We start from the raw sequence: 21,132 nt of genomic DNA on the forward strand, positions 1-21,132 counted from the left end.
AAATACTTGAGCTGAGCCTCCAACCTCTAACCAACATCAAACCTTAAACCCCCAATTTTTTAAATCATGCAACTGAATGTTTTCAGCACCGATAGCGAAAAAAGCGGCTTCCGTCTTCAATACATGGAAGTGTTGAACTGGGGCACTTTCGACGAAAAGATATACGCCATCCGGCCCATGGGAGAGACCAGTCTCCTGACCGGCGCCAATGGAAGTGGTAAAACTACTTTTGTAGATGCACTGCTTACCCTCATTGTGCCGGAGAAACGCTACCGCTTCTATAACCAGAGCAGTGGCAGTGAAAAGAAAGGCGACCGTACAGAGGACAGCTATGTACTGGGTGGTTTCGGCGCCATCAATAATGAGCAGACGGGTACCTCAAAGACTGAATACCTGCGGGAAGATAAAGACACGGCCTACAGCATTCTGCTGGCTCATTTTGCCAATGAAGCCGGTCAGCAGGTTACACTTTTCCAGGTGCGTCATTACCAGAACGGGGATATGAAGAAATACTTTGGCATTGCGCATAAGGCGATGACCATCGAAGAAGACTTTAAACCCTTTGACCTGGCAGGTAACTGGAAACGCCAGATAGACCAGCGTTACAACAAAGGCGCCCGCAAACAGGTAGAATGGTTTGACGCCGCCAGCCGCTATGCCCAACGCATGGTAGAAGTGCTGGGCATGCAAAGCATGCAGGCCCTCCAGCTCTTTAACCAAACTGTTGGTATCAAAGTGCTGGGCAACCTGGATGAGTTCATCCGCCAACACATGCTGGAGCCGCGCAATATGGAGGACGAGTTCCAGGACCTGAAAAAGCAGCTCTCCACTTTGCTGGACGCCCAGCGTAATATTGAGAAGGCGGAAGAACAGATCCGTATGCTACAGCCATTGCAGGAGCAGTATGAGCGATTTAAATCGCTGGAAACTTCCCTGGAGCAGCATAAACAAACCCTGCAAACGGCCCTGCTATGGAAGAACTACATCCGTAATGCCCTGCTGCAGACCGCTATCCGCGAACATAACTGGCAACTGAAAGCCCTGCAGGAACAGTTGCAAACTGCACGCACCGAGCTGGAACAGCTCAACGAAGAAGAACAGAACACCAACTACCAGATACAGCATAACAAGGCAGGCCAGCGCCTCAAAGACCTGGAAGCACAGATCCAGGAAAAAGAAGCTAAACAACAGCAGGCGCAGGCTGCACTGGCGGAGTTCTCTGCCTGGTGCGCACAGCTGAAACTCTCTGCCACCACCCCCACAGACGAGCAAAGCTACCAGCAGATCAAAAAGGAGAACGAGCGCAAGCTGCACGCGCTCAACAACGAAAAGCGCCTGAACGATGAAGATGATTTTGAGGCCCGTAACCAGAAAAAAACAGCTATCGCTCACCGTGATACACTGGAACAACAGCTGAACAGCCTCCAGCTGCAGCGTAACAATATTGACTATCACCTGGTACAGGTACGCAAACAAATCTGCGAAGCACTCAGCCTGGATATTTCCCAGCTGCCCTTTGCCGGTGAGCTGATAGCTGTAAAGCAGGAGGAAATAGAATGGCAGCCCGCCATAGAGAAACTGCTGCGTCCCTTCGCGCTTCGCCTGCTGGTACCCGACAAGCACTACAAACGGGTGACCAAATACGTCAACTCCCAATCCCTGGGTACCCGTTTGGTATATGAGCATGTAACGGATACGGCTATCCTGCAATACGCAGAAAAGGATACTGTGCCGGAAAAGCTGCAGTTCCATCCCGAGCACCCGTTAAGCAAATGGGTGGAGCAGGAGGTGATCCGCCTTTTCAGCTATACCTGCCTGGAAGATGAGAAACAGCTCGCTAAGTACGACAAGGCTGTCACTGTCAATGGCCTGGTAAAGAATGGTCACCGCCACGAAAAGGACGATCGTCCCGGGCGCAATGACCCCAGCCGTTATGTACTGGGCTGGAACAATGAGAGGAAACGGGATGCCCTGCTACAAAAGCGGGCCGCCCTGGTAGACATGATCTCCAAGGCGGGAGAGACCACTGCCCGTTGTGCCGCAAAGGCCAAACGCCTGGACGAGCAATATTACGCCAACACGAGGATCAGGGAGCATAAAGGCTTTGAAGAGCTGCACGCCGCCGCCATTGCCAAAGCCATCCAGAAACTCCAGGCACAGGCAGGAGAGCTGCGCCAGGGCAACGAAGCATTGAATGTGCTGAAGAACCAGCTCTCCGATATTCAACACCGCAAAGCGGCGATGGAAGCCAGCCGGGAAGACCTGCTCCGCGAGGAGACCCGCCAGAAAGACCGCCTGGAAAGCTGGCAGCGGGAAGCTGAGGCCTTGCAGCCCTTGCTGGAGAATTTCACGGAGGAAGACAAAGACGCCCTGCTGAAATTTCAGCAGCAGCACGCAGACAAGCTCTCCCTGGTACAGCTGGACAACCTGGAAGAGATCTATACCCGCTTTAAACAGGAAGTGGAAACTGCGCGTGAAAGCCTGCAGGACAACCTGAATAAGGAAGAAAAGAAGATTGCCGTACAGGTATCCCGTATTAAGAACCCGGGCCATGAGCTGGCCACCCGCTTCCCCGACTGGCCCGCAGAAGTGCAGCACCTGCCCGATGATCCGCGCTATATTACCGAATACATGGAGTGGCTGGAAAAGCTTACCCGCGATAACCTGCCCAGGTTCAAGCTGGACTTTGAGAACTTCATGAACGTAACCATTACCCACAAAATAGCCGGACTGAAAGAAACGCTGGACAAGTGGGAGCGCGATATTGACAGCAGCGTGAAACGCCTGAACGATTCCCTGGCAGGCATCAACTTTAACCGTATGCCTGACACCTATATACAGCTGGGCAAACGCAGCATGCCTGCCGGAACAGATATCCGCGAGTTCCGCCAGCGGCTCCTGGAAGCCCTGCCGCAGGCGGCCAACTGGCAGCAGGAGAGCTTTGAGGCCAAATCGAAGCACTTCACACACCAGGTACGCCCCCTGATAGACGAGATGGACCGGAATGAGACCTACCGCAACAAAGTGCTGGACGTGCGCAACTGGTTTGAGTTCTGGGCAGATGAAAGATACCGCAATAATAATGAGCTGAAGAAGACCTACCGCCAGATGGGACAGCTCTCCGGCGGCGAAAAGGCCCAGCTTACCTATACTATCCTTTGCAGCGCCATTGCCTATCAATTCGGTATCACGCGTGAAGGCAAGAACAGCCGCAGCCTGCGGTTCATCGCAGTAGACGAGAGCTTCAGCAACCAGGATGAGGAAAAAGCCACCTACCTGATGGAGCTCTGTAAACAGTTGCACCTTCAGCTGCTGGTGGTAACACCCAGCGATAAGATCCAGATCGTCCAGGACTTTATCGCCCATGTACACCTGGTACAGCGCGTTAACAACCGCACCAGCACCCTGTATAATATGACGGTTAAAGAGTTGAGAGACAAGCTCGAACCGGTGACATGAAGCTTGAGGTTTGAAGTTCGTTAGAGGTGAGAGGTTCAGGACAAGTATCCTTATAAGGCCATGATTCATGCACTTCTAACTTTAAACGAACTTCAAACCTCAAACTTCAAACCTCAAACCTTTAAACATCCGCCCATTTCTTTGTATGTTTAAGCCATGGAGGACGTGCAATGGGCAATGAAACCTGGCTGGAGCTGAAGAACGGCAGTGAAGCGGCCTTGCTGAAACTGTACAATGAGCATTATGTGGGCCTTATCAATTATGGTGTGCTGGTAGCGCAAGACAGAGAGCTGGCGGCGGAGTGCTTTACAGAAGTACTGATCGATATCTGGGATAAGCGGGACCGCCTGCCGGTGGTAGATAATGTGCGTTCTTACCTCATGACATGTATGCGCCGGGCCATCATCCATAAGATCAGGACCGAGAAATTCCGCCAGGAGAAAGAACAGCAGCTGGGACAACCGGAAGATACCCATGAAGCTTCCTATGAGGAACGCCTGCTGACTGTTCAGATGAACGAAGCCATGAAACGCAGGCTGCTCCACGGCTTCCGGCAGCTGACCGCCCGCCAGCAGGAACTCTTACAGCTGCGCTATTTTAACGATCTTTCCTACGAAGCCATCGCTGAAAAATGTGGTATCTCTAAACGCACCACCTATAATATCATCCACAGCGCCCTCAAAAGCCTCCGCGAAAACTTTGAAACCGGCAGTGAATCATCCTCCTTACCGCCACTTAGCGTGTTGATTACCTGTGTTTTACTGGCGGAGCTCCTGCCTTAATCGTCTTCCCCCAAAAAATATTTTAAAAATTCCATGGTAAAAACCGGGAACCGGCTCCTCCATATAGTAACATGGATACATCCGGCTTTAATAGCATAGAAGATCTCCTGGCTGCGCCGGGATTCCCGCAATACTGTATGGGCACTGATCCCGCGGCAGTAGCCCGGTGGGAACAATGGCTGCAGGATCACCCCGAACAGAAGGCCATGGTGGAGAAGGCCCGGGAGCTTTATCTTTTCCTCAACGGCGGCCATACCCGTGCACAGTTCGAGCAGGACCGCGACCGTTTCCTCCGGCGTTTACACCAGCACACCACTGAGCCGCAGGTATTTAAAGTACCTGGAAAACCTGCGCCGGTCGGCAGGAGAGCCCTGCGAAGGTCGATGATCGCCCTGGGAGTGGTGATGGCAGCAGTGGCCGTTTTCATCTGGTACTACCAGTCTGCTCCCGCTGCGGCCCCTGAGATGACATTCCGGACAAAAGCCGGGGAGCAGCAGCAATACACCCTGCCGGATGGAAGCACCATCCTTTTGAACAGCAGCAGCACCGTTACGATCGCCGCTGGTTTCAATAAGCGTCACCGTGACATTTACCTCAGCGGGGAAGGCTTTTTCAAAGTAGCGCCCAATGCGCAACAGGCTTTTATAGTGCATACGCACACCGTTTTTATCCGGGTACTGGGCACGGTATTCAATGTAAAGGCCTATCCCGATGATACGCTGACCGCTACCTCCCTGATACAGGGTGCTATTAAGGTATATGCCAACAAAGACCTGGCAGGGGTGGGGCTGCCCAAAGAAGGCCTGCTGCTGGCTGCCAACCAGAAACTGCAGGTACTGAAAGTGCCTGCAGCCAAAACTATTACGCCTGGCAGCAGTCCGGCAGCCGTCAACTACCAGGTATCGCCGCTGACCAATGATGCCACATTGAATACTGTGGTAGAAACAGACTGGACAAGAGGGCGCCTGTCTTTCAATGACATGCCGTTTGACAGAATTGCCCGGGAGCTGGAGCGCTGGTATGGGGTGAAGATCAGGTTTGAGAACGGGCAGCTGAAACAAGCCCGCTTTGTAGCCACTTTCGACAGGGAGAATATAGACCAGGTGCTGCGCGCGCTGCAGGCCACCACCAGCTTTAATTACAGGAAAACGGATATGGATTCAACCATCATACTATACTGACAATTGTTGTCTGATAAATGCCAGCTGACAAATAATGAACAGGGACAAATCAAAAATCAACCAATAAAAAAGATCAACCAGAAAAGAAGGAGGGAAACAACATGGTTTCCCTCCAGGATAACCGAAATAGGCAACAGTGTTCAATTGGCGTTGGTGCTGCTGCCGTTTAACAATTAAATCCGTATGTAAAGATGCTAAAAAATCTAAAGACGGTCCCTATACAGCGGACTGTAAAAATGCTGTTGAAAATGAAATTGGTAAGCACGTTTCTTCTACTCAGCTGTTTATCTGTATCCGCCACCACTTACAGTCAAACTGCCCGTATTACGCTTAAAATGGATAACACGCCTTTAAAACAGGTGCTGCAGGCCATTCAGAAAGCCTCTCCTTACAAGTTTGTGTACAATACCAGCGTATTGCCTGCTAATGTCAGGGTGAATGTAGATGCCGATAATGAGCCTGTAGCAGATGTGCTTAGTAGCATCTTTAAGAATACCGGTTTATCTTTTACGGTCCTTGAAAACAATCTCATTGCCATCACCAGCCGGAGTAAGCCTTTGCAGCAGCAGCGCATCTCCGGCATGGTGGCAGATGAGGATGGATTGCCATTGCCAGGTGTAACCATACGCCTGAAGGGCAATAATGCATTCAATACAGCTACCGACGAGAACGGCCATTTTGGTCTGAATGTACCTGCCGCCGATAACTACGTGCTGATCCTTAGCCATGTAGGCTATGAAACCCTGGAAATGCCCGTTATGCCGGAAAGCAGCATGAAGATCGTGTTGAAAGCCGCTGCAGGCAGCCTGAAGGAGATCGTGGTACTGGGTTATACTGCACAAAAGAAGACAAGTATCACGGGCGCTGTTGCTACAGTTACGGGGGATGAAATGAAACAAAGTCCCTCCGGCAATATCAGTAATACACTGGCAGGCCGCCTGCCCGGACTGATCGCCATCCAGGGCTCCGGTCAGCCCGGCAGGGACGATTCCCGCCTGCTGATCCGTGGTTTAAGCTCCTCCACCAACTCTTCCCCGCTGGTTGTGATAGACGGTATTCCACAGGAATCTGTAGACGCCAATGGTAACCAGGTGAACGCCGTCCTCCCACACATAGACCCGAACGATATTGAAACCATCTCCATATTAAAAGACGCAGGAACGGCTGCCGTATACGGAGCGCGCGCCGCCAACGGTGTAATTCTGATCACCACCAAACGCGGTAAGGCGGGAAAACCGGTGCTGAGTTACACCTTCAATGGCACCTGGCAAAAGCCCGCCCGCCTTGCAGAGCTGGTAAATGGCTATGAATATGCCACCCTGCTTAACGAAACCTATAAGAACGAAGGCGCTTTCAACCCGGCTACCGGCAAAGGGTATACGGACGAGCAGCTGGAGATCATCCGCAGCGGTTCCGATCCCGACCGTTACGCCAATACTGATTGGTACAGCGAACTGATGAACCCATCTGCTTTTCAGCAAAGGCATAATCTCACCGTGAATGGCGGCAGTGACCGCGCCAACTACTTTATCTCCGGTGGTTATCTTGATCAGCCGGGACTTTATCCTGCAGCCGGTTACAAGCAATATTCCCTGCGCTCCAACCTGGATGCAATGATCAGTAACCGCATCAGGGTATCGCTGAACATTAACGGCAGGGTGGAGAAAACAACCGACCAGGTGGCCGGTTCTGCAGTGGAATCTTATTACCGGCAGATCTCTCCATTGATCCCCAGCCGTTTTTCCAACGGATATTATAACTATGTATCCATTCCGAACGGCTTCAGTTCGCTCGTGAACGGCAGCCCTTACCTGTTGTCGCGTGGAGATGCCGGCTATGTAAACACAGACCTGAATGTACTGGAAACCACCGGATCACTGGTGTACACGTTGCCTTTTATCCAGGGCTTATCCGCCAAAGGCACCTTTTCATATAATAAGTACAGCACCTTTGTCAAGAATTTTGTGCAGCCGTATGTGACCTATATCCGCAACGATGATGGGACCTTTACATCGCGCACCACGGGTAATACCAAAGCATCCCTTACAGAAACATACCGTCAGCGGCAAACCGTACTGGCAGAAGCCTCGCTGAACTATCAGCGTACATTTGGCCGGCATTCCGTGAATGCCATGGCCCTGTATACACAAACAGAAAATACCGGGGATAATTTCCTGGCTTCCCGCAGCAACTTTCCTTCCGCCCAGATAGACCAGTTATTTGCCGGCGACCCGGCCACAGCCACCAACGATGGCCGCGGTTTCCGTGATGCCCGTAAAAGCGTGGTAGGGCGCCTGGCTTATACCTTTAAAGACCGCTACCTGTTTGAATACAGTTTCCGTTACGATGGGTCTGATGTATTTCCTCCCGGGCAGCGCTTCGGTTTCTTTCCTTCCATATCTGCCGGATGGATATTGTCTGAAGAATCATTCATCCGCAACATTCCCACGATCAGTTTCCTGAAGCTGAGAGGTTCCTGGGGACGATTAGGTAATGACCGCATCGGCCGTTTTGACTACCTGAGTGCCTATACGCTTGGCACGGGTCTCGAAGGGTATTACACTTTTGGCGGTGCAGACCTGCAGGCATTGGTACCGGGAGTGATACCCAATGCCTCTTTTACGTGGGAGAAAGCAGATATGACCAATATCGGTGTAGAAGCCCGTTTCTTTGGAGATAAGCTGGGCATTGAAGCAGATTACTTCTATAAGCGTACCAAGGATATTCTGGGTAGCCGCTCTTCTTCCGTACCCGCTACTATCGGCGGGACACTGCCCAGTGAAAATCTGTCTGTAATAGATAACAAAGGTTTTGAAATAGCCTTGTCTCATCAGCACACCATTGGAGAGATCAGCTATTTCGTGAGGCCGAATATTACCTTTAACAGGAACAGGGTCATATACGCGCCACAGCCTGCGGGTCTTCTGCCCTGGCAGAGCGCTATCGGCCATCCCATCGCCGTAAACCCTGCCAATCTCACCAACCTCGGATATGTGGCAGAAGGATTGTACCAATCTGCAGAAGAGATACAGAAAGGCCCTACACCTTTGTATGCAAATGTGGCGCCCGGAGATATAAAGTACAAAGACCTGAATGGCGATGGAAAGATCAGTCCCGATGACCGTACCATCATCACCAAAGGCGACTATCCGCAGATCATATACGGTATTGCGCTGGGTGGTGCTTTCAAAGGGTTTGACCTGAATGCATTGTTCCAGGGCGCCGGCAATATTGAGAAGTATATGTCGGGTCTCGGCTCCTGGGCCTTTGGCGGCGCTGCCAGCGGTACCAGTCCCAGTGTGCCGATGAAACAGCACTTGGACCGCTGGACACCCGACAACCCGGATGCAAGCTACCCGCGCCTGTTCAGGGATAACCTGAATAACCAGGCCATTTCCTCTTATTGGTTAAGGAATGCCGCTTACCTGCGCCTCAAAAACCTGGAGATCGGCTACAGCCTTCCCGCCAAGCTGCTGTCAGGTCTCAGGATCAGCAGCGCCCGTATCTATGTGAGCGGATCCAACCTGCTCACCTTTACAAAGATGAAAGATGTAGATCCCGAATCAGCGGTTACATCCTACGGCGCTACCAGCTACCTGATCCAGAAGCTGTATAATATTGGTTTTAACGTTAAATTTTAATTCGGCCTGAGATGAAGCGATATATAAAACTGTTGTTGATACCGGTATCCCTGCTGCTGCTGACAGTCGGCTGCAAGAAAAATTTCCTGGACAGTAAGCCGCTGGATCGTTACAGCGATGCAGACGTATGGGAAGACTCCACACTGGCAAACCTCTTCCTCAATAATATTTACGCGGGCATACCTACTGAGTTCGCAGGAACGATGACAGACGCCCTGAGTGATGAGCTGTATTCCAGCAGCAACATTTCCGTTTACCAGGGCACTTTTCTGCCCGCCAGCCTGCCTTATGCACTGATCAACATGTGGGATAATTCCTGGTCAAAGATCAGGCGTTGCAATATGTACCTTGAAAATGTGAACAGGCTGCCTGCCAGTGATGTATTTAAAAAGAGAACGGCTGATGAGGTGCGTTTTCTGCGTGCGCTTTATTATTCGTATCTCGCCAACTATTTTGGCGCAGTGCCGCTGATCACTGCTACGCAGGATCTGAATGGCGATCTGAATGTATCGCGCACACCGTATGCAGGAGTGGTGAGCTTCATCACTAAACAGCTGGACAGTATTTACCAAAACGGCCACCTGCCTTTTAAGTATGCAAAAGCAGATATGGGCCGCGTTACCCGTGGCGCTGCACTGGCGCTTAAATCAAGGGTGCTTTTATACGCCGCTGGCTATGATAACAACTGGCAGGCCGCTTACGATGCAGCCAAAGCAGTGATCGATATTGAAGGACAGGCAGGTTATGGTTTGTTCCCACAATATGAAACACTGTTCCATGAGGCCAATGACAATAACCTGGAAGTGATCTTCGATCACCAGTATCTCTCCAATTTCAAAGGCTATCATGTGCATCATTATAACCTGCCCTGGGGACTGGTACCTCCGGGTCCCAGCGCATTGAACCAGCCTACCCAGAACATTGTGGACGAGTACGAAATGGCCAATGGGAAGATGATCAATGAATCAGGCTCGGGCTATGATGCTGCACAGCCCTATGTGAACCGCGATCCCCGCTTTTATGCCAGCATATTTTATGATGGCGCTTTCTGGAGCGGTACTACCCTGGATTTCAAGCTGGGCTCCAACAATAATCCCAGCAGCTCGCCGCTTACTACCGGCTATGCGCTGCGGAAAATGCAGGAGCCCACGTTCAATCCTTTTGATCTGTCGAAAAGTTATGGCGGCGGACAAAACAACATCCTGCTGCGCTATGCGGAGGTGCTGCTCAATGCAGCCGAAGCAGCTTTTGAGCTGGGCAGGGTAGAAGAGGCCCGCGGATATATCAACCGCGTACGCAATCGCGCGGGTATGCCCGAAATACCTGCCGGGCAGCTGACCCTCGACAAGATCAGGCATGAACGCACCATTGAGCTGGCCTTTGAAGGTACCCGCCTCTGGGATATACGCCGCTGGAAGCTGGGTCCTCAAAAGTTGGGTGTTGATATGAGAGGGGTGAGCATTACCGAAAGCGGCAGCGGTGCAAGGGAATACAACATGATAACGGTACAGAGCAGGTCATTCAGCGATAAGATGTACCTGTTCCCCATCTACCAGACTGAAATAGATAAGAATCCCAACCTGAAACCCAATAACCCTGGTTGGTAAGCATATATAAAGCATTAAATGACTGACATTATGAAGAAAAATATTGCATTCATCAGTATGATGGCGGCGGCCCTGCTAGCTCAGCTGGCAGCAGCAGCCCAGTTAAATCCCTCCGGTAAATTCATTTTGAAGGGCAGGATCGCTGGTCTGGATACCGGTAAAATATACCTCAGCCGCCTTGGCGCAGAGGCCGCCAGCGACTCAACGGAAGTAAAGAACGGCGCTTTCACTTTCAGCGGCGCCATTGCCGAACCGTTGTTGTATAACCTGAAGCTTGCCGGCGCCAGGAACGGAAAGGTGTTCTTTTTGGAAAGCGGCACCATCACCCTGGAGGGCAGTAAGGATTCTTTGTACAAGGCTACGGTGAAAGGCTCGGCTGCACAAGACGTGTATGCAGGCTTTTTCGAAGCCTGGAAACCGGTAACTGCCAGGGCAGGTGACATTTACCAGCGCCTGGATAAAGCCAACCAGGGTGGCAAGGTACAGCCGGACAGCGCTACCCGTAAAGCTTTCGATGCAGAGTTTGCCGCTCTGCAGCTCTTCCATGACAGTATCGTCAGCGCCTATATTAAAAAGCATACAGGTTCTCCCGCTGCCGCCAGCATCATACTGGACCGTTTTGTTACCTATCAGCAGGTCGATAAAGCGGCAGCGCTGTATAAGGTGCTGGATAAAAAAGTACGCCAGTCGTTCTACGGCAAGGAGATCGTAAAGGCCCTCGAATCTGATGCGCGGACAGCGCCCGGTAAGGTAGCGCCTGACTTTACCCAGCAGGATACCACGGGGAAGGCGCTTACGCTGTCTGCCCTGAGGGGAAGTTATGTGCTGGTGGATTTCTGGGCCAGCTGGTGTGGTCCCTGCCGTAAAGAGAACCCCAATGTGGTGGCCGCATATAATAAGTACCACGCAAAGGGATTTGATATTATTGGTGTTTCACTGGACAATAAAAAAGAGGCCTGGACAAAGGCCATCAGGGCAGATGGCCTTACCTGGTATCATGTATCAGACCTGAAAGGCTGGGCCAATGAAGCAGCGGCCGTTTATAATGTTAAAAGCGTACCATCTAACTTCCTGCTTGATAAAACAGGTAAGATAGTGGCCCGTAACCTGCGTGGCGAAGACCTGGAAAAGAAATTGTCCGAACTACTCCAATAAGTCCTGTTTATTAGCTATGTACCTGAGGGATGCCGGCCGGCATCCCTTTTTTGTATGTGTAAGGCGTTTCTCAGAATTATTTGTTGCGGACGAGACAACCTTGGGGGATTGGGACACGTATTCATGAGAACCACAGCTTATTATCTTATGGCGCAACTTAGCGAGAGCATACTGAAAGTGATTGCCTACTTTGATATGTTCAGTCATCCGGTAACCATGGAAGAGATACATCAGTTCCTTGATCAGCCGGCCCGGGAAAAAGATCTGGAATCACCATTACGTCAGCTGTTAGATAAACAGTTTATCTGGCGCCTGGGGCAATTCTATAGCCTTAGGAATGACCCCCAGCTGGTGCAGCGGCGGCTGAAAGGAAATATGCTGGCGGTAAAGCGCCTGAAACTGGCGATGCGTATTTCACGCGTATTGGCATGGTGTCCTTATATAAGGGGCGTGGGTATTTCAGGATCTCTGTCCAAGAAAGTAGCCTACGAAGGATCAGATTACGATTTTTTTATTATCACTGCAGAAAACCGGCTTTGGATTGCGCGCGCTTTCCAATATTTTTTTGTGAAATCATTTTCCTGGCTGGGCCTACGATATTTTTGCTGCCTGAATTATTATATTGATGAAAAAGCACTGGAGATAGAGGAGAAAAATATTTTTACAGCAACAGAAGTAGTTACTTTATTACCGGCCCGAGGCAGACGTAGCTTTCAGAATTTTTCTAATGCCAATAAATGGGTCAGTGATTTTATACCTAATGCTTCATTTAGAGAACCACCAGCCAGGGAGATATCGTCTTGGCCATTGAAAAGATGTTTGGAGTGGATGTTGAATAGCCAGCTGGGTGACCGATTGGACAATGCAATAATGAAGTACTTTTCCCGGCGGTGGACAAATCTTATGTCTAAGAAAATAGTTTATCATACCGGTTTCGTTCTGGGCTCAATGGTGGTTGAAAAGCATCTCTGCAAGCCAATGCCTCAGCATTTTCAACAAAATATATTAAACAGGTTCGAGCAAAAGATTGCTGACATGAAAAATCAGGATACGGTAATTCAGGATTAAAATGCTATCGTTTCCTTAATGAAATAATATAATAATCGCCAATATATCTCCAGGGCCATTTTGCTTTCCATTTGTTTTCCAGCACAGTTAAGAAATGATATCCCTTGGGATATCTGAGCGGCAGTTTTTCAAGGTAAGAAGGCGGCACAATAGTACATAAGCCTTCCAGTCCCAATACTTCGTAATCCTGTTGCAGCACTTCGGTAACAAAAGAAGGTTTATAATACCAGCACGTAAAAGGTATCCCCTCTACATAAGCTGTTCTTCCCTTTTTGCTGTTGAACCGGCGAAAAGCTAATTTAAAGCGCCCTCTCAAGGCCAGCAGTGTCTCCCACAGGCAGAAGGGAGGCAGTAATACCAGTGTTATTTGTCCTTGGGGCTTAAGCAATGGCCACAGGGATGTCAACACTTGTTTTAGCTGCCCTGTACAATTCAGGCCTGCAAAGTTCGAGAAGATAAGATCGTATGGCCCTTTGTGCTGCAGGGTATGCAGCGCGGTATATGAGCATTTTTCAATGCTGATCTGTTTTTCCAGCCCACGTGCATTTACTTTTTCAGTCAGCGCCTGCAACATTCCCTCCGCAACGTCAGTAGCATGTACCCGGTGCCCGGCCGCTGCAAAGTAAACACTGTCCTCTCCGGTGCCCGCATTTAATTCGAGTATATGGCTGCCAGGTGCCAGAAAACGGTTCACGTGCTTACGTACGCGTTCTCTTTTGTACTGGATGATAGGGTTGCCGCTGTAGATATCATCGAACACATAAGATTGCTTACTGAATGCCACAGCAGCGTTTTGCTCGTTGACAATATGAGGATCAGTCGTTGCCAATGATATCCAGTTTCAGTTTTGAAATTAATGCAGCCGGAACAAAGTATACAGCGGAGGCGGCTTTTTTGATGGCAGCCTTGGTAATGCTGCGGGGATGGCTGAATATCCTTTTAAAATGATGCAGTGCAATGTTTTTTTGGTAGTTCTTATGAACGTAATAATAAAGCTGCTTGTAGAACGCCGGCTTATACGTATTCTTAAACATCATGATCATCTCGTTCGAATCTGTCCAGTTGGTTTTTTCTTTCAGATCAGCCTTTACTTTCTCATAAAAAACAGTGCCGGGCAATGGATAAGACACAGAAATACCGATGCTGTGCGGCATCAGCTCATTGATCATACGTATGGTCTTTTTGATATCCTCCTTTGTTTCACCAAGGTATCCAAATTGTATAAAGAACGATGGTTTGATGTGATGCTCCTTTAATAACCTGGTGGCGGTGTAGATCTGTTCAATAGTGGTACCTTTGTCCATCGCGTCCAATATATGCTGTGAGCCGCTTTCGGCGCCCATCCACACGTTGTCGCATCCCGCCCTTGCAAGAGCGGCTATGTAATTATGCTGGAGCAGCAGGTCTGCCCTGGCTTGTATCTTAAATTTGAATGACAGTTGTTCCTGTTCCACCAGGTCGGCAAATTCATAAACCCATCCTGGTTTTAGTCCGAATATATCATCGCAAAACCAGATATGGTCAAAGTTGAATTTCTCCTTCAAAAGCTTTAATTCCTTAACAACATGTTGGGGGGAGCGTGCATTGTACCGGTTGCCATAGATCGGTTTGGCGCACCAGTTGCATTTAAACGGACACCCCCTGGTAGTGCTCATGTTCAATGAAAAATACCCCGTATGGCTCAGCCAGGATTGACGGTAGGGGGTAATATCTATAAGGTCCCAGGCAGGCAATGGAAGGCGGTCAAGGTCCTTCATTACACTCCGCGCCGGAGTCCTCACCAGGTTATTGTTCTGTTTGAATGCAAGTCCGGCTATCCCGGAAAAATCTTCATTCCGCTTCAGGGCATTAACCAGTTCCAATAAGGTTTGCTCGGCTTCTCCTATAATAACGAAATCAGCTCCCTCTTCCAGGTATTTTTCAAAATGGTCTGTTGAGTCGGAACTGGAAACGATCACCTTGCAGCCCCGTTCGCTGGCCAGCTTGCTCATGCGGAATGCAGCCTCCCGCATGTTGGTCAGGCACATTTTGGTGAGATAATTAAACCCGTCGTCATAGATGACAAAAATGTCAGGTTGCAGGTCTTCCAGGCTGGGCAAGACTTCTTCAGGCGTTTGGGCGAACATAGTATCAAACAGTGCCACCTTACAACCATGTTCCCTCAGTAGGGCTGCAGCATATAGCGTGCCCAGGGGAGGGTAAGGCTGCCCTGCATCCCACTGCTTGGGATCATAGCGTAAGAAATAGGAATGCGAAAAAAGTATGCTGCTCATCACGAACAGGGTTTGTTTTGGGGTATTACGGTGAACTACCCGAAATGGTTGCCTGCCTTTCAGATTTATCTTATTATTGTGGATATCTTGCTCCCGATGTTCATTTGGAAAAAATCAGGTTCACATTTGCAGGAATTGATATCTTTTAGTCTATGAGGGTGCTTTTTGCCAGTTATGTCACTATACCTGAATTTCATCAGCCTGAAGCATGGTTAAATCGCATAAAAGCCTATAGGGGAATACTGGAAACGCTTAATATGCACAATGAGGTGCTCACTATAGAGCAGATTAGTTATGAGGGTTTATACCAGATGAACGGCGTGGAATACCACTTTAAACGTTTTCCTCATAGGAACAGGATTACCCGTCTTTTCCCCCTACGGCAACATCGATACATACAGCGGCTGCAACCCGATGTGGTTATTGTACATGGGCTGCACTTTGCTATACAAACCATTTTGCTGCGCTTAAAGCTGGGGCGGAAAGTAAAGATTATTGTACAGCATCATGCTGAAAAACCCGCACCAGGAATCCACAGGATATTGCGTTGGATAGCCAGCCATTGTATAGATGCCTATATGTTCACTGCCATTGAAATGGGCCTGGAATGGGTTAAAGCACGCAATATTAAATCAACTGCCAGCATAAGGGAAGTAATGGAGGCATCCTCTACATTTTTCCCGGCAGACCGGGCGTTGTCAAGGGCAAGAACGCAGGTGTCGGGTGAAATGGTATACCTATGGGTAGGCCGGCTGAATGAGAACAAAGATCCCCTGACTGTAGTAAAAGCCTTTCTGCAATTTCTGGTCCACTGCCCTGGTGCCCGTTTGTACATGATCTATCATAAATCAGAGCTTTTGGAAGCGATCGAGACATTGCTGGCAGCAGATCCTGCATATCAGCAGGCGGTGATCTTTGTAGGCAGGATACCACATGAGGAGCTGCAGCATTGGTTCAACAGCGCGGATTTTATTGTAGCAGCATCTTATTACGAAGGCAGCGGTATAGCTGTTTGCGAAGGTATGTCTTGCGGTTGTATTCCTGTACTGACAGCTATTCCTTCTTTCCGAATGATGACGGGTAACGGAAAATGCGGGCTGTTATTTCCTCCCGGTGATGTGTCAGCTTTGCTGAGCGCTTTTATTCAGACACTTGGCATGGATAGGGAGGAGGAACGCCGGAAAACACTGGAACAGTTTCATTCCCGGCTGTCTTTTGAAGCTATTGCCAGGCATATGGAAGACGTAATAGACTCGATATAATAATTAATTGTATGCTATCTTAAAAATATAGATCTCTTCCATCAGGTTCTTCATACTATGTACGCGGTGCAGTGTACATCCATTCCTAGCTGCAAGTTCTTGTATCATGGCTTCGTCACATCCGTCGCTCAGTGTCATTAAGACCTGCGACTGCTCATGTATGTAAGACGACAATGCCCGGAAAAGGCGGTCAAAGTACTCGCCATGCTCTCCACAGTACCAGGCGTGTTCTGCAAAGGTTTTCGGTTGTTTTTTATAGTAGGGCGGATTGATGGCGATAATATCAAATGTTCTCGGAGAGACGTTATTGAACAGGTCTGAATGTATGATCTCAGCCAGCTTTGCGGTATTAACCGCATTGTTCTTTTCCAGGTAGGAAATCGCTATCGGGTTAATGTCTGTAGCGGTCACTTTGGCTCCTTTCTTTGCGGCAAAGAAGGAAATAAGCCCGCTTCCGGCACCTAGTTCCAGGAATGATTGCTGGTTTAGCGCAAGCCCGTCAATATAACGGATCAGGTATTTGGTACTGAAGAAGAAAGCAGGGTGAAACACCTCCGGGGGAATCAACAGGTGTATACCCTTAAAATGATATGTCCTTGTCTTGGAGAGGTATTTCACCAACAGGGGCTTGTAGAAACGGCTTACCAGGTATTTTATAACTTTCTTTTTCATATCCAGGTATATATTACGCTAAATTATCTGAGAGGGTTGCCTCACTGTAGCCAAATAACTGTAGAAAAGCCCGCGCACTATCCTGCATATCATAGGGTAATACCGGCACCCGCTCTTCTAAAGGCTGTTGCAGCAGTTCCAGGGTTTTCCTGATCATAGCCTCCTTGTCGGGTACGATATGCCAGTTGGGGATATCCGCATCCATTGGTCTGCAGAAACTGATTACCTGGGCGCCTGCATACAGGGCTTCTATCATAACGCCACCAAAACCCTCGTAGGCGGAGGTATGCAGCAGTATGCGGCTCCGCTGCATCAATTCCAATGCTGCCTGATGAGATACTTCGCCATATAAATGTACATTATTCTGCAAACCTAGCTTTTCTACCAGTGACTTGATATTTTCTGCTTCAATACCTTTACCGCAATGGGCAACCCTGATGCCCGGATAATATTGTTTCACTGCACTGATCACCTCAATGAAAATGTGGTATTGCTTTAAGGGGATGAGGTTACCTACGCCTATAATGTCAATGTCTATTATCCCTGCAGCTTCTGGGAAACTGCGGGTATTGATGCCATTAGGTATAACATGCCGGGGCCTAATATGGTGGCTCCTGTAAAATTCCCTTACCTGAAAATCCGACATGGCGACCAGAGATTCGGCATCAGGCCGAATAAATCGTACCAGCTTGTTGCTTGCACTTGCATCCTGCCCGAGTATCCAGGTGAAATGTTTTATATTGTAGAAACTGCAGAAATACTTTCCTACCAGTGCGGCTTCGGTGCAGAAGCAACTGATCATGCCGGTTACTTCATTGGTCTTTGTAAGCATTTTTAGCCGCCGCCAAACATTGCCCCAGGACCATAATAACCTGAGCTTTCTCGGAGGTGTCTTTTCTCCAAGGCAGATCACCGTATTATTATGCCATTGGTAGGTAGCGGTAAAAAAAGGATAATGGAAGGCCAAGACCGTTACGTTCAATGCAGGTGCTACCTGGTTGATCGACTTGATCATCATTTGTATGGCGGGCAGGCAGGTGGTATCCGCTTCATTTTCTGCAAAGCCGGGAGTAAGAATGACAAGTGTTTTCCGGGAATTATTCATTGGTCGACGGAAATCGTGGTTTGGCGAAAAGTAAGAAACAATTTGGATTATTTGAAAGAAAGGTAATATTTGCAGACAGAGAGTTTTAACCCACTTTACTTCATTTCTTATTTCCAATACACTTTCCTAAATGATCCCACTATGATTAAGAACAATGCCTTTGCTCCTTATCTGCCTGCTTTTTTTCTTCAGAACAGATCCATTGCTCAACAGGTTGCTTTTGATAATCTGAATGCTAATTCCGGTTCAAATAAAAGCATTGTCTGGACTACGTCCACCTTACAGAATGGTTTCGGGCATAAGATTTATGGTTTTGACCCTGGCAGCAGGACGGATCTCCGGATTGCCGGTCGTAATAATTCCAGTACATGGATGGATCTGATGGCCATCACCTCAACAGGTAATATCGGCATAGGTACCACTGAGCCTGGCAGCCGCCTGGTAGTAATGGAAAGACAACGTATGCTCTCCGGTTTAACGATTGGGGCAAACGAGGATGGACCAGCGGCGTTTAAGGTAGATAATCAGCCGCTTGATACAAAAGTCCGGCAAATTACCGCAAATGTGAACCGTTGGAGGGTTGTAACTTCCTCCGACGACTATGGCGCAGCACAGGAGGCATTCGGAATCTATCGATCCGGTATCAATGTGACCACTGTCTTATTCCCAAATGGTAATGTAGGTATTGGTACTATTACAGATACCAAGGGCTATAAACTCGCGGTAAATGGATCTGCCGTTTTTACCCGTGCGGTTGTGAAGCAATTTGGCAATTGGCCTGACTTTGTGTTAGAAAAGAACTACAATCTGCTACCTTTAATGGAATTGGAGAAATATGTAAGCAGGCATAAACACTTGCCAGACATGCCATCAGCTGCAGAGGTTGAAAAGGGTAGACTGGATTTGGGAGAGATGAACAGAAAACTCCTGCAGAAGGTGGAAGAGCTTACCTTGTACCTGGTGGACGTGAAAAAAGAGAATGACCAGCTGAGACAGCGTATAGAAAAACTGGAAGCAACTGCCCACCAGTAATAATTCTAAAGAAACAATACCAATAGCAACGCCACAATAGCCGGCATCGCCTGCTTCATGAATATCGATTTTGAGGCGGTAACTGCTCCGTAAACGCCCGCTATAATTATACAGCTCAGGAAGAATACAGCCACATTTCCAGCCCAGTTAACATCTCTAATGAACAGGGACCAAATCAGTCCGGCTGCCAGGAACCCGTTATACAAGCCCTGGTTGGCTGCCAGTGCCTTGGTGGGCTCAAACAGGTGGTCGGGAAAAGAGCGGAATGTTTTTTTGCCGGCGGTTGTCCAGGCAAACATTTCTATCCATAATATATACAGGTGCTCAATAGCCACAAGCAATACGAAGATCTTGGCAATAAGGGACATGGATAAGGATGGTTTATGGTGATCACTAAAATTAAGGCTTTTGCGCCAATCAGGTAAAGTTTTTGATACAGATCAGCCAGAGTAAACCTGAACTGTATGAAAAGTACCGCACACATAAAGGGCCATCCCCTGCACCCCATCGCTATTGCACTTCCCATCGGTTTCTTCATTGGAACGCTCGTCTTTGATTTACTGGCGCTTGTAAATAACAGTACTGACCTGGCCTTTGTAGCTTATTGCTCACAGATAGCCGGCGTGGTAAGCGCACTACTGGCAGCCGTACCGGGTATAATTGACTACCTCTACACCGTGCCACCCCAAAGTTCGGCTAAGCAACGGGCTACAAGGCATGGGCTGCTGAATGTGCTCAACGTTGTGATCTTTCTGGCGGCCTGGCTGATGAAAGAAGACCGGGTTCTGCCGTCTTTTGCAATAGTGTTGATGGAAATAGCCGGGATCGTGATATTAAGTGTAGCCGGATGGATGGGCGGTACGCTGGTGTACCGTAACCAGATAGGAGTGGACATCCGCTATGCCGGCGCAGGTAAATGGAAAGAATTGCATATAGACGGTCATCAGCAACGTGTGCAGGTAGCCACTGCCGGTGAGCTGCAAACAAACCAGATGAAGCTTGTGCATGTAGATGATAGACGTATTGTGATAGGCAGAACAGAAAAAGGCTTCGTGGCTTTTGACGACCGTTGTACCCACAAAGGCGGATCACTGGCTGGTGGCGCAATGATGTGCGGTACGGTTCAGTGCCCCTGGCATGGATCGCAGTTTGACACAGAAAGCGGACAGGTAAATGCCGGTCCCGCCAAAACCGGGATAACCATTTACCGGGTCTCAGAAGATAACGGGATAGTCTATCTTATATTGTAACAGATCATTGCTGTTGTGTAGGCCGGGCCACAGTATGCAGAAAAGATTCCCCTTCCAGCAATATCCCCAGTCCATCCTCTTCCGGGCGCTGGTACCTTATACCTTTTATTGCTCCATCCTTTATCGTTACGATCATCGGGTAAATATCCTTTTCTTTTTCAGGATACCTGATCACGTTTCCACTATCCACCAGTACTTTGCTGCTGCTCATTACCTCACTGCCTAATTTTATCCTTAACAGCTTCAGGGATTGCACCCGGGTGAAAATATACTTCACATCCCGGGCAGAAGTATAATGCCTTTTCACAAAATCTTCCGCCGTACTGATACATCCCTCACATCCCTGGTTAGGAATGATCACATAATGCCCTGTCGGCAATACGTGCTCATCCACTGTCTGCAATGCCTGCAACAGCTCTTTGTGTGGCGGATTACATGCAAATAGTGATAATAATAATAATAGATTACAACACCTTTTTAATGTGTTTACAGCATATAGGATTTTCATTTCAATGGTCTTTGGGTATGGAAATAACAGGGTTTATTCATTTCAATATACTGTTTTTCCCGGAATCAGGAGGAGGGAATGCATTATGTCACCCTAAAACTGCAATTGGTCAATGTAAATGTGTTTAAACAAGGGCA

The 21,132-nt window shown here is 48.8% G+C and carries 16 protein-coding genes; 10 read left to right on the plus strand and 6 right to left on the minus strand.

The genetic code is table 11. From position 1 onward, the window contains the following. The first annotated feature begins 66 nt into the window (after positions 1 to 66). The 7 genes from Q0577_RS17520 to Q0577_RS17550 all read left to right on the plus strand — a co-directional run bounded on the left by Q0577_RS17520 (position 67) and on the right by Q0577_RS17550 (position 12,893). Positions 67 to 3,459, plus strand: a complete 3,393-nt coding sequence (locus Q0577_RS17520; RefSeq protein ID WP_298738443.1) for an SbcC/MukB-like Walker B domain-containing protein — start codon at positions 67 to 69, stop codon at positions 3,457 to 3,459. Positions 3,460 to 3,629: 170 nt separating this feature from the next. Further along, positions 3,630 to 4,241 carry a sigma-70 family RNA polymerase sigma factor gene (locus tag Q0577_RS17525; protein ID WP_298738445.1) on the plus strand — a complete coding sequence of 204 codons (612 nt, stop codon included), beginning with the start codon at positions 3,630 to 3,632 and terminating at the stop codon, positions 4,239 to 4,241. 71 nt (positions 4,242 to 4,312) lie between these two features. Continuing rightward, positions 4,313 to 5,422, plus strand: a complete 1,110-nt coding sequence (locus Q0577_RS17530) for a FecR domain-containing protein (RefSeq protein ID WP_298738448.1) — start codon at positions 4,313 to 4,315, stop codon at positions 5,420 to 5,422. Between the two features lie 248 nt (positions 5,423 to 5,670). After that, the gene (locus tag Q0577_RS17535; protein WP_298738450.1) at positions 5,671 to 9,063 is read left to right on the plus strand and encodes a TonB-dependent receptor; all 3,393 of its coding nucleotides are present in this window, start codon (positions 5,671 to 5,673) and stop codon (positions 9,061 to 9,063) included. 11 nt (positions 9,064 to 9,074) lie between these two features. Next, positions 9,075 to 10,670, plus strand: a complete 1,596-nt coding sequence (locus Q0577_RS17540; RefSeq protein WP_298738452.1) for a RagB/SusD family nutrient uptake outer membrane protein — start codon at positions 9,075 to 9,077, stop codon at positions 10,668 to 10,670. Positions 10,671 to 10,700: 30 nt separating this feature from the next. Next, a complete protein-coding gene (locus Q0577_RS17545; protein ID WP_298738455.1) occupies positions 10,701 to 11,825 on the plus strand; it encodes a TlpA disulfide reductase family protein in 1,125 nt (374 codons plus the stop codon). Between the two features lie 147 nt (positions 11,826 to 11,972). Then, a complete protein-coding gene (locus tag Q0577_RS17550) occupies positions 11,973 to 12,893 on the plus strand; it encodes a hypothetical protein (RefSeq protein ID WP_298738457.1) in 921 nt (306 codons plus the stop codon). 4 nt (positions 12,894 to 12,897) lie between these two features. On the opposite strand, the gene Q0577_RS17555 is transcribed toward Q0577_RS17550, so the two are convergent. Both Q0577_RS17555 and Q0577_RS17560 read right to left on the minus strand, forming a co-directional pair. Further along, on the minus strand, positions 12,898 to 13,677 hold the full coding sequence (locus Q0577_RS17555) for a class I SAM-dependent methyltransferase (RefSeq protein WP_298738459.1): 780 nt from the start codon (positions 13,675 to 13,677) through the stop codon (positions 12,898 to 12,900). Positions 13,678 to 13,708: 31 nt separating this feature from the next. Then, entirely contained in the window at positions 13,709 to 15,166 is a 1,458-nt protein-coding gene (locus Q0577_RS17560; RefSeq protein WP_298738461.1) for a radical SAM protein, read from the minus strand. 152 nt (positions 15,167 to 15,318) lie between these two features. Here Q0577_RS17560 and Q0577_RS17565 point away from each other — a divergent pair, with 152 nt between their 5' ends. After that, entirely contained in the window at positions 15,319 to 16,428 is a 1,110-nt protein-coding gene (locus tag Q0577_RS17565; RefSeq protein ID WP_298738463.1) for a glycosyltransferase family 4 protein, read from the plus strand. Between the two features lie 3 nt (positions 16,429 to 16,431). Here Q0577_RS17565 and Q0577_RS17570 read toward each other — a convergent pair whose 3' ends face one another. Then, entirely contained in the window at positions 16,432 to 17,100 is a 669-nt protein-coding gene (locus Q0577_RS17570) for a methyltransferase (protein WP_298738464.1), read from the minus strand. A 13-nt stretch (positions 17,101 to 17,113) separates the two neighbouring features. After that, complete coding sequence (locus Q0577_RS17575; protein ID WP_298738465.1) at positions 17,114 to 18,205, minus strand: glycosyltransferase family 4 protein; 1,092 nt, start codon at positions 18,203 to 18,205, stop codon at positions 17,114 to 17,116. Positions 18,206 to 18,346: 141 nt separating this feature from the next. Here Q0577_RS17575 and Q0577_RS17580 point away from each other — a divergent pair, with 141 nt between their 5' ends. After that, positions 18,347 to 19,237 carry a hypothetical protein gene (locus tag Q0577_RS17580; RefSeq protein WP_298738466.1) on the plus strand — a complete coding sequence of 297 codons (891 nt, stop codon included), beginning with the start codon at positions 18,347 to 18,349 and terminating at the stop codon, positions 19,235 to 19,237. 5 nt (positions 19,238 to 19,242) lie between these two features. Here Q0577_RS17580 and Q0577_RS17585 read toward each other — a convergent pair whose 3' ends face one another. After that, positions 19,243 to 19,605 (minus strand): DUF1304 domain-containing protein, encoded by a 363-nt coding sequence (locus Q0577_RS17585; RefSeq protein WP_298738468.1) that lies wholly within the window; start codon positions 19,603 to 19,605, stop codon positions 19,243 to 19,245. A 96-nt stretch (positions 19,606 to 19,701) separates the two neighbouring features. On the opposite strand from Q0577_RS17585, the gene Q0577_RS17590 reads away from it, so the two are divergent. Next, positions 19,702 to 20,487 carry a DUF2231 domain-containing protein gene (locus Q0577_RS17590; RefSeq protein WP_298738470.1) on the plus strand — a complete coding sequence of 262 codons (786 nt, stop codon included), beginning with the start codon at positions 19,702 to 19,704 and terminating at the stop codon, positions 20,485 to 20,487. A 4-nt stretch (positions 20,488 to 20,491) separates the two neighbouring features. On the opposite strand, the gene Q0577_RS17595 is transcribed toward Q0577_RS17590, so the two are convergent. Continuing rightward, on the minus strand, positions 20,492 to 20,995 hold the full coding sequence (locus Q0577_RS17595; protein ID WP_298738472.1) for a hypothetical protein: 504 nt from the start codon (positions 20,993 to 20,995) through the stop codon (positions 20,492 to 20,494). Positions 20,996 to 21,132: the final 137 nt, after the last annotated feature.

The organism is uncultured Chitinophaga sp. (assembly GCF_937898475.1).
GTDB lineage: Bacteria > Bacteroidota > Bacteroidia > Chitinophagales > Chitinophagaceae > Chitinophaga.

Coding starts and splice junctions, on each gene's coding strand:
- Q0577_RS17535 (WP_298738450.1), top strand. CDS start 5,671: ATGAAATTGGTAAGCACGTTTCTTCTACTCAGCTGTTTATCTGTATCC.
- Q0577_RS17570 (WP_298738464.1), bottom strand. CDS start 17,100: ATGAAAAAGAAAGTTATAAAATACCTGGTAAGCCGTTTCTACAAGCCC.
- Q0577_RS17540 (WP_298738452.1), top strand. CDS start 9,075: ATGAAGCGATATATAAAACTGTTGTTGATACCGGTATCCCTGCTGCTG.
- Q0577_RS17575 (WP_298738465.1), bottom strand. CDS start 18,205: ATGAATAATTCCCGGAAAACACTTGTCATTCTTACTCCCGGCTTTGCA.
- Q0577_RS17545 (WP_298738455.1), top strand. CDS start 10,701: ATGAAGAAAAATATTGCATTCATCAGTATGATGGCGGCGGCCCTGCTA.
- Q0577_RS17560 (WP_298738461.1), bottom strand. CDS start 15,166: ATGAGCAGCATACTTTTTTCGCATTCCTATTTCTTACGCTATGATCCC.
- Q0577_RS17520 (WP_298738443.1), top strand. CDS start 67: ATGCAACTGAATGTTTTCAGCACCGATAGCGAAAAAAGCGGCTTCCGT.
- Q0577_RS17590 (WP_298738470.1), top strand. CDS start 19,702: ATGAAAAGTACCGCACACATAAAGGGCCATCCCCTGCACCCCATCGCT.
- Q0577_RS17580 (WP_298738466.1), top strand. CDS start 18,347: ATGATTAAGAACAATGCCTTTGCTCCTTATCTGCCTGCTTTTTTTCTT.
- Q0577_RS17585 (WP_298738468.1), bottom strand. CDS start 19,605: ATGTCCCTTATTGCCAAGATCTTCGTATTGCTTGTGGCTATTGAGCAC.
- Q0577_RS17550 (WP_298738457.1), top strand. CDS start 11,973: ATGGCGCAACTTAGCGAGAGCATACTGAAAGTGATTGCCTACTTTGAT.
- Q0577_RS17525 (WP_298738445.1), top strand. CDS start 3,630: ATGGGCAATGAAACCTGGCTGGAGCTGAAGAACGGCAGTGAAGCGGCC.
- Q0577_RS17595 (WP_298738472.1), bottom strand. CDS start 20,995: ATGAAAATCCTATATGCTGTAAACACATTAAAAAGGTGTTGTAATCTA.
- Q0577_RS17530 (WP_298738448.1), top strand. CDS start 4,313: ATGGATACATCCGGCTTTAATAGCATAGAAGATCTCCTGGCTGCGCCG.
- Q0577_RS17565 (WP_298738463.1), top strand. CDS start 15,319: ATGAGGGTGCTTTTTGCCAGTTATGTCACTATACCTGAATTTCATCAG.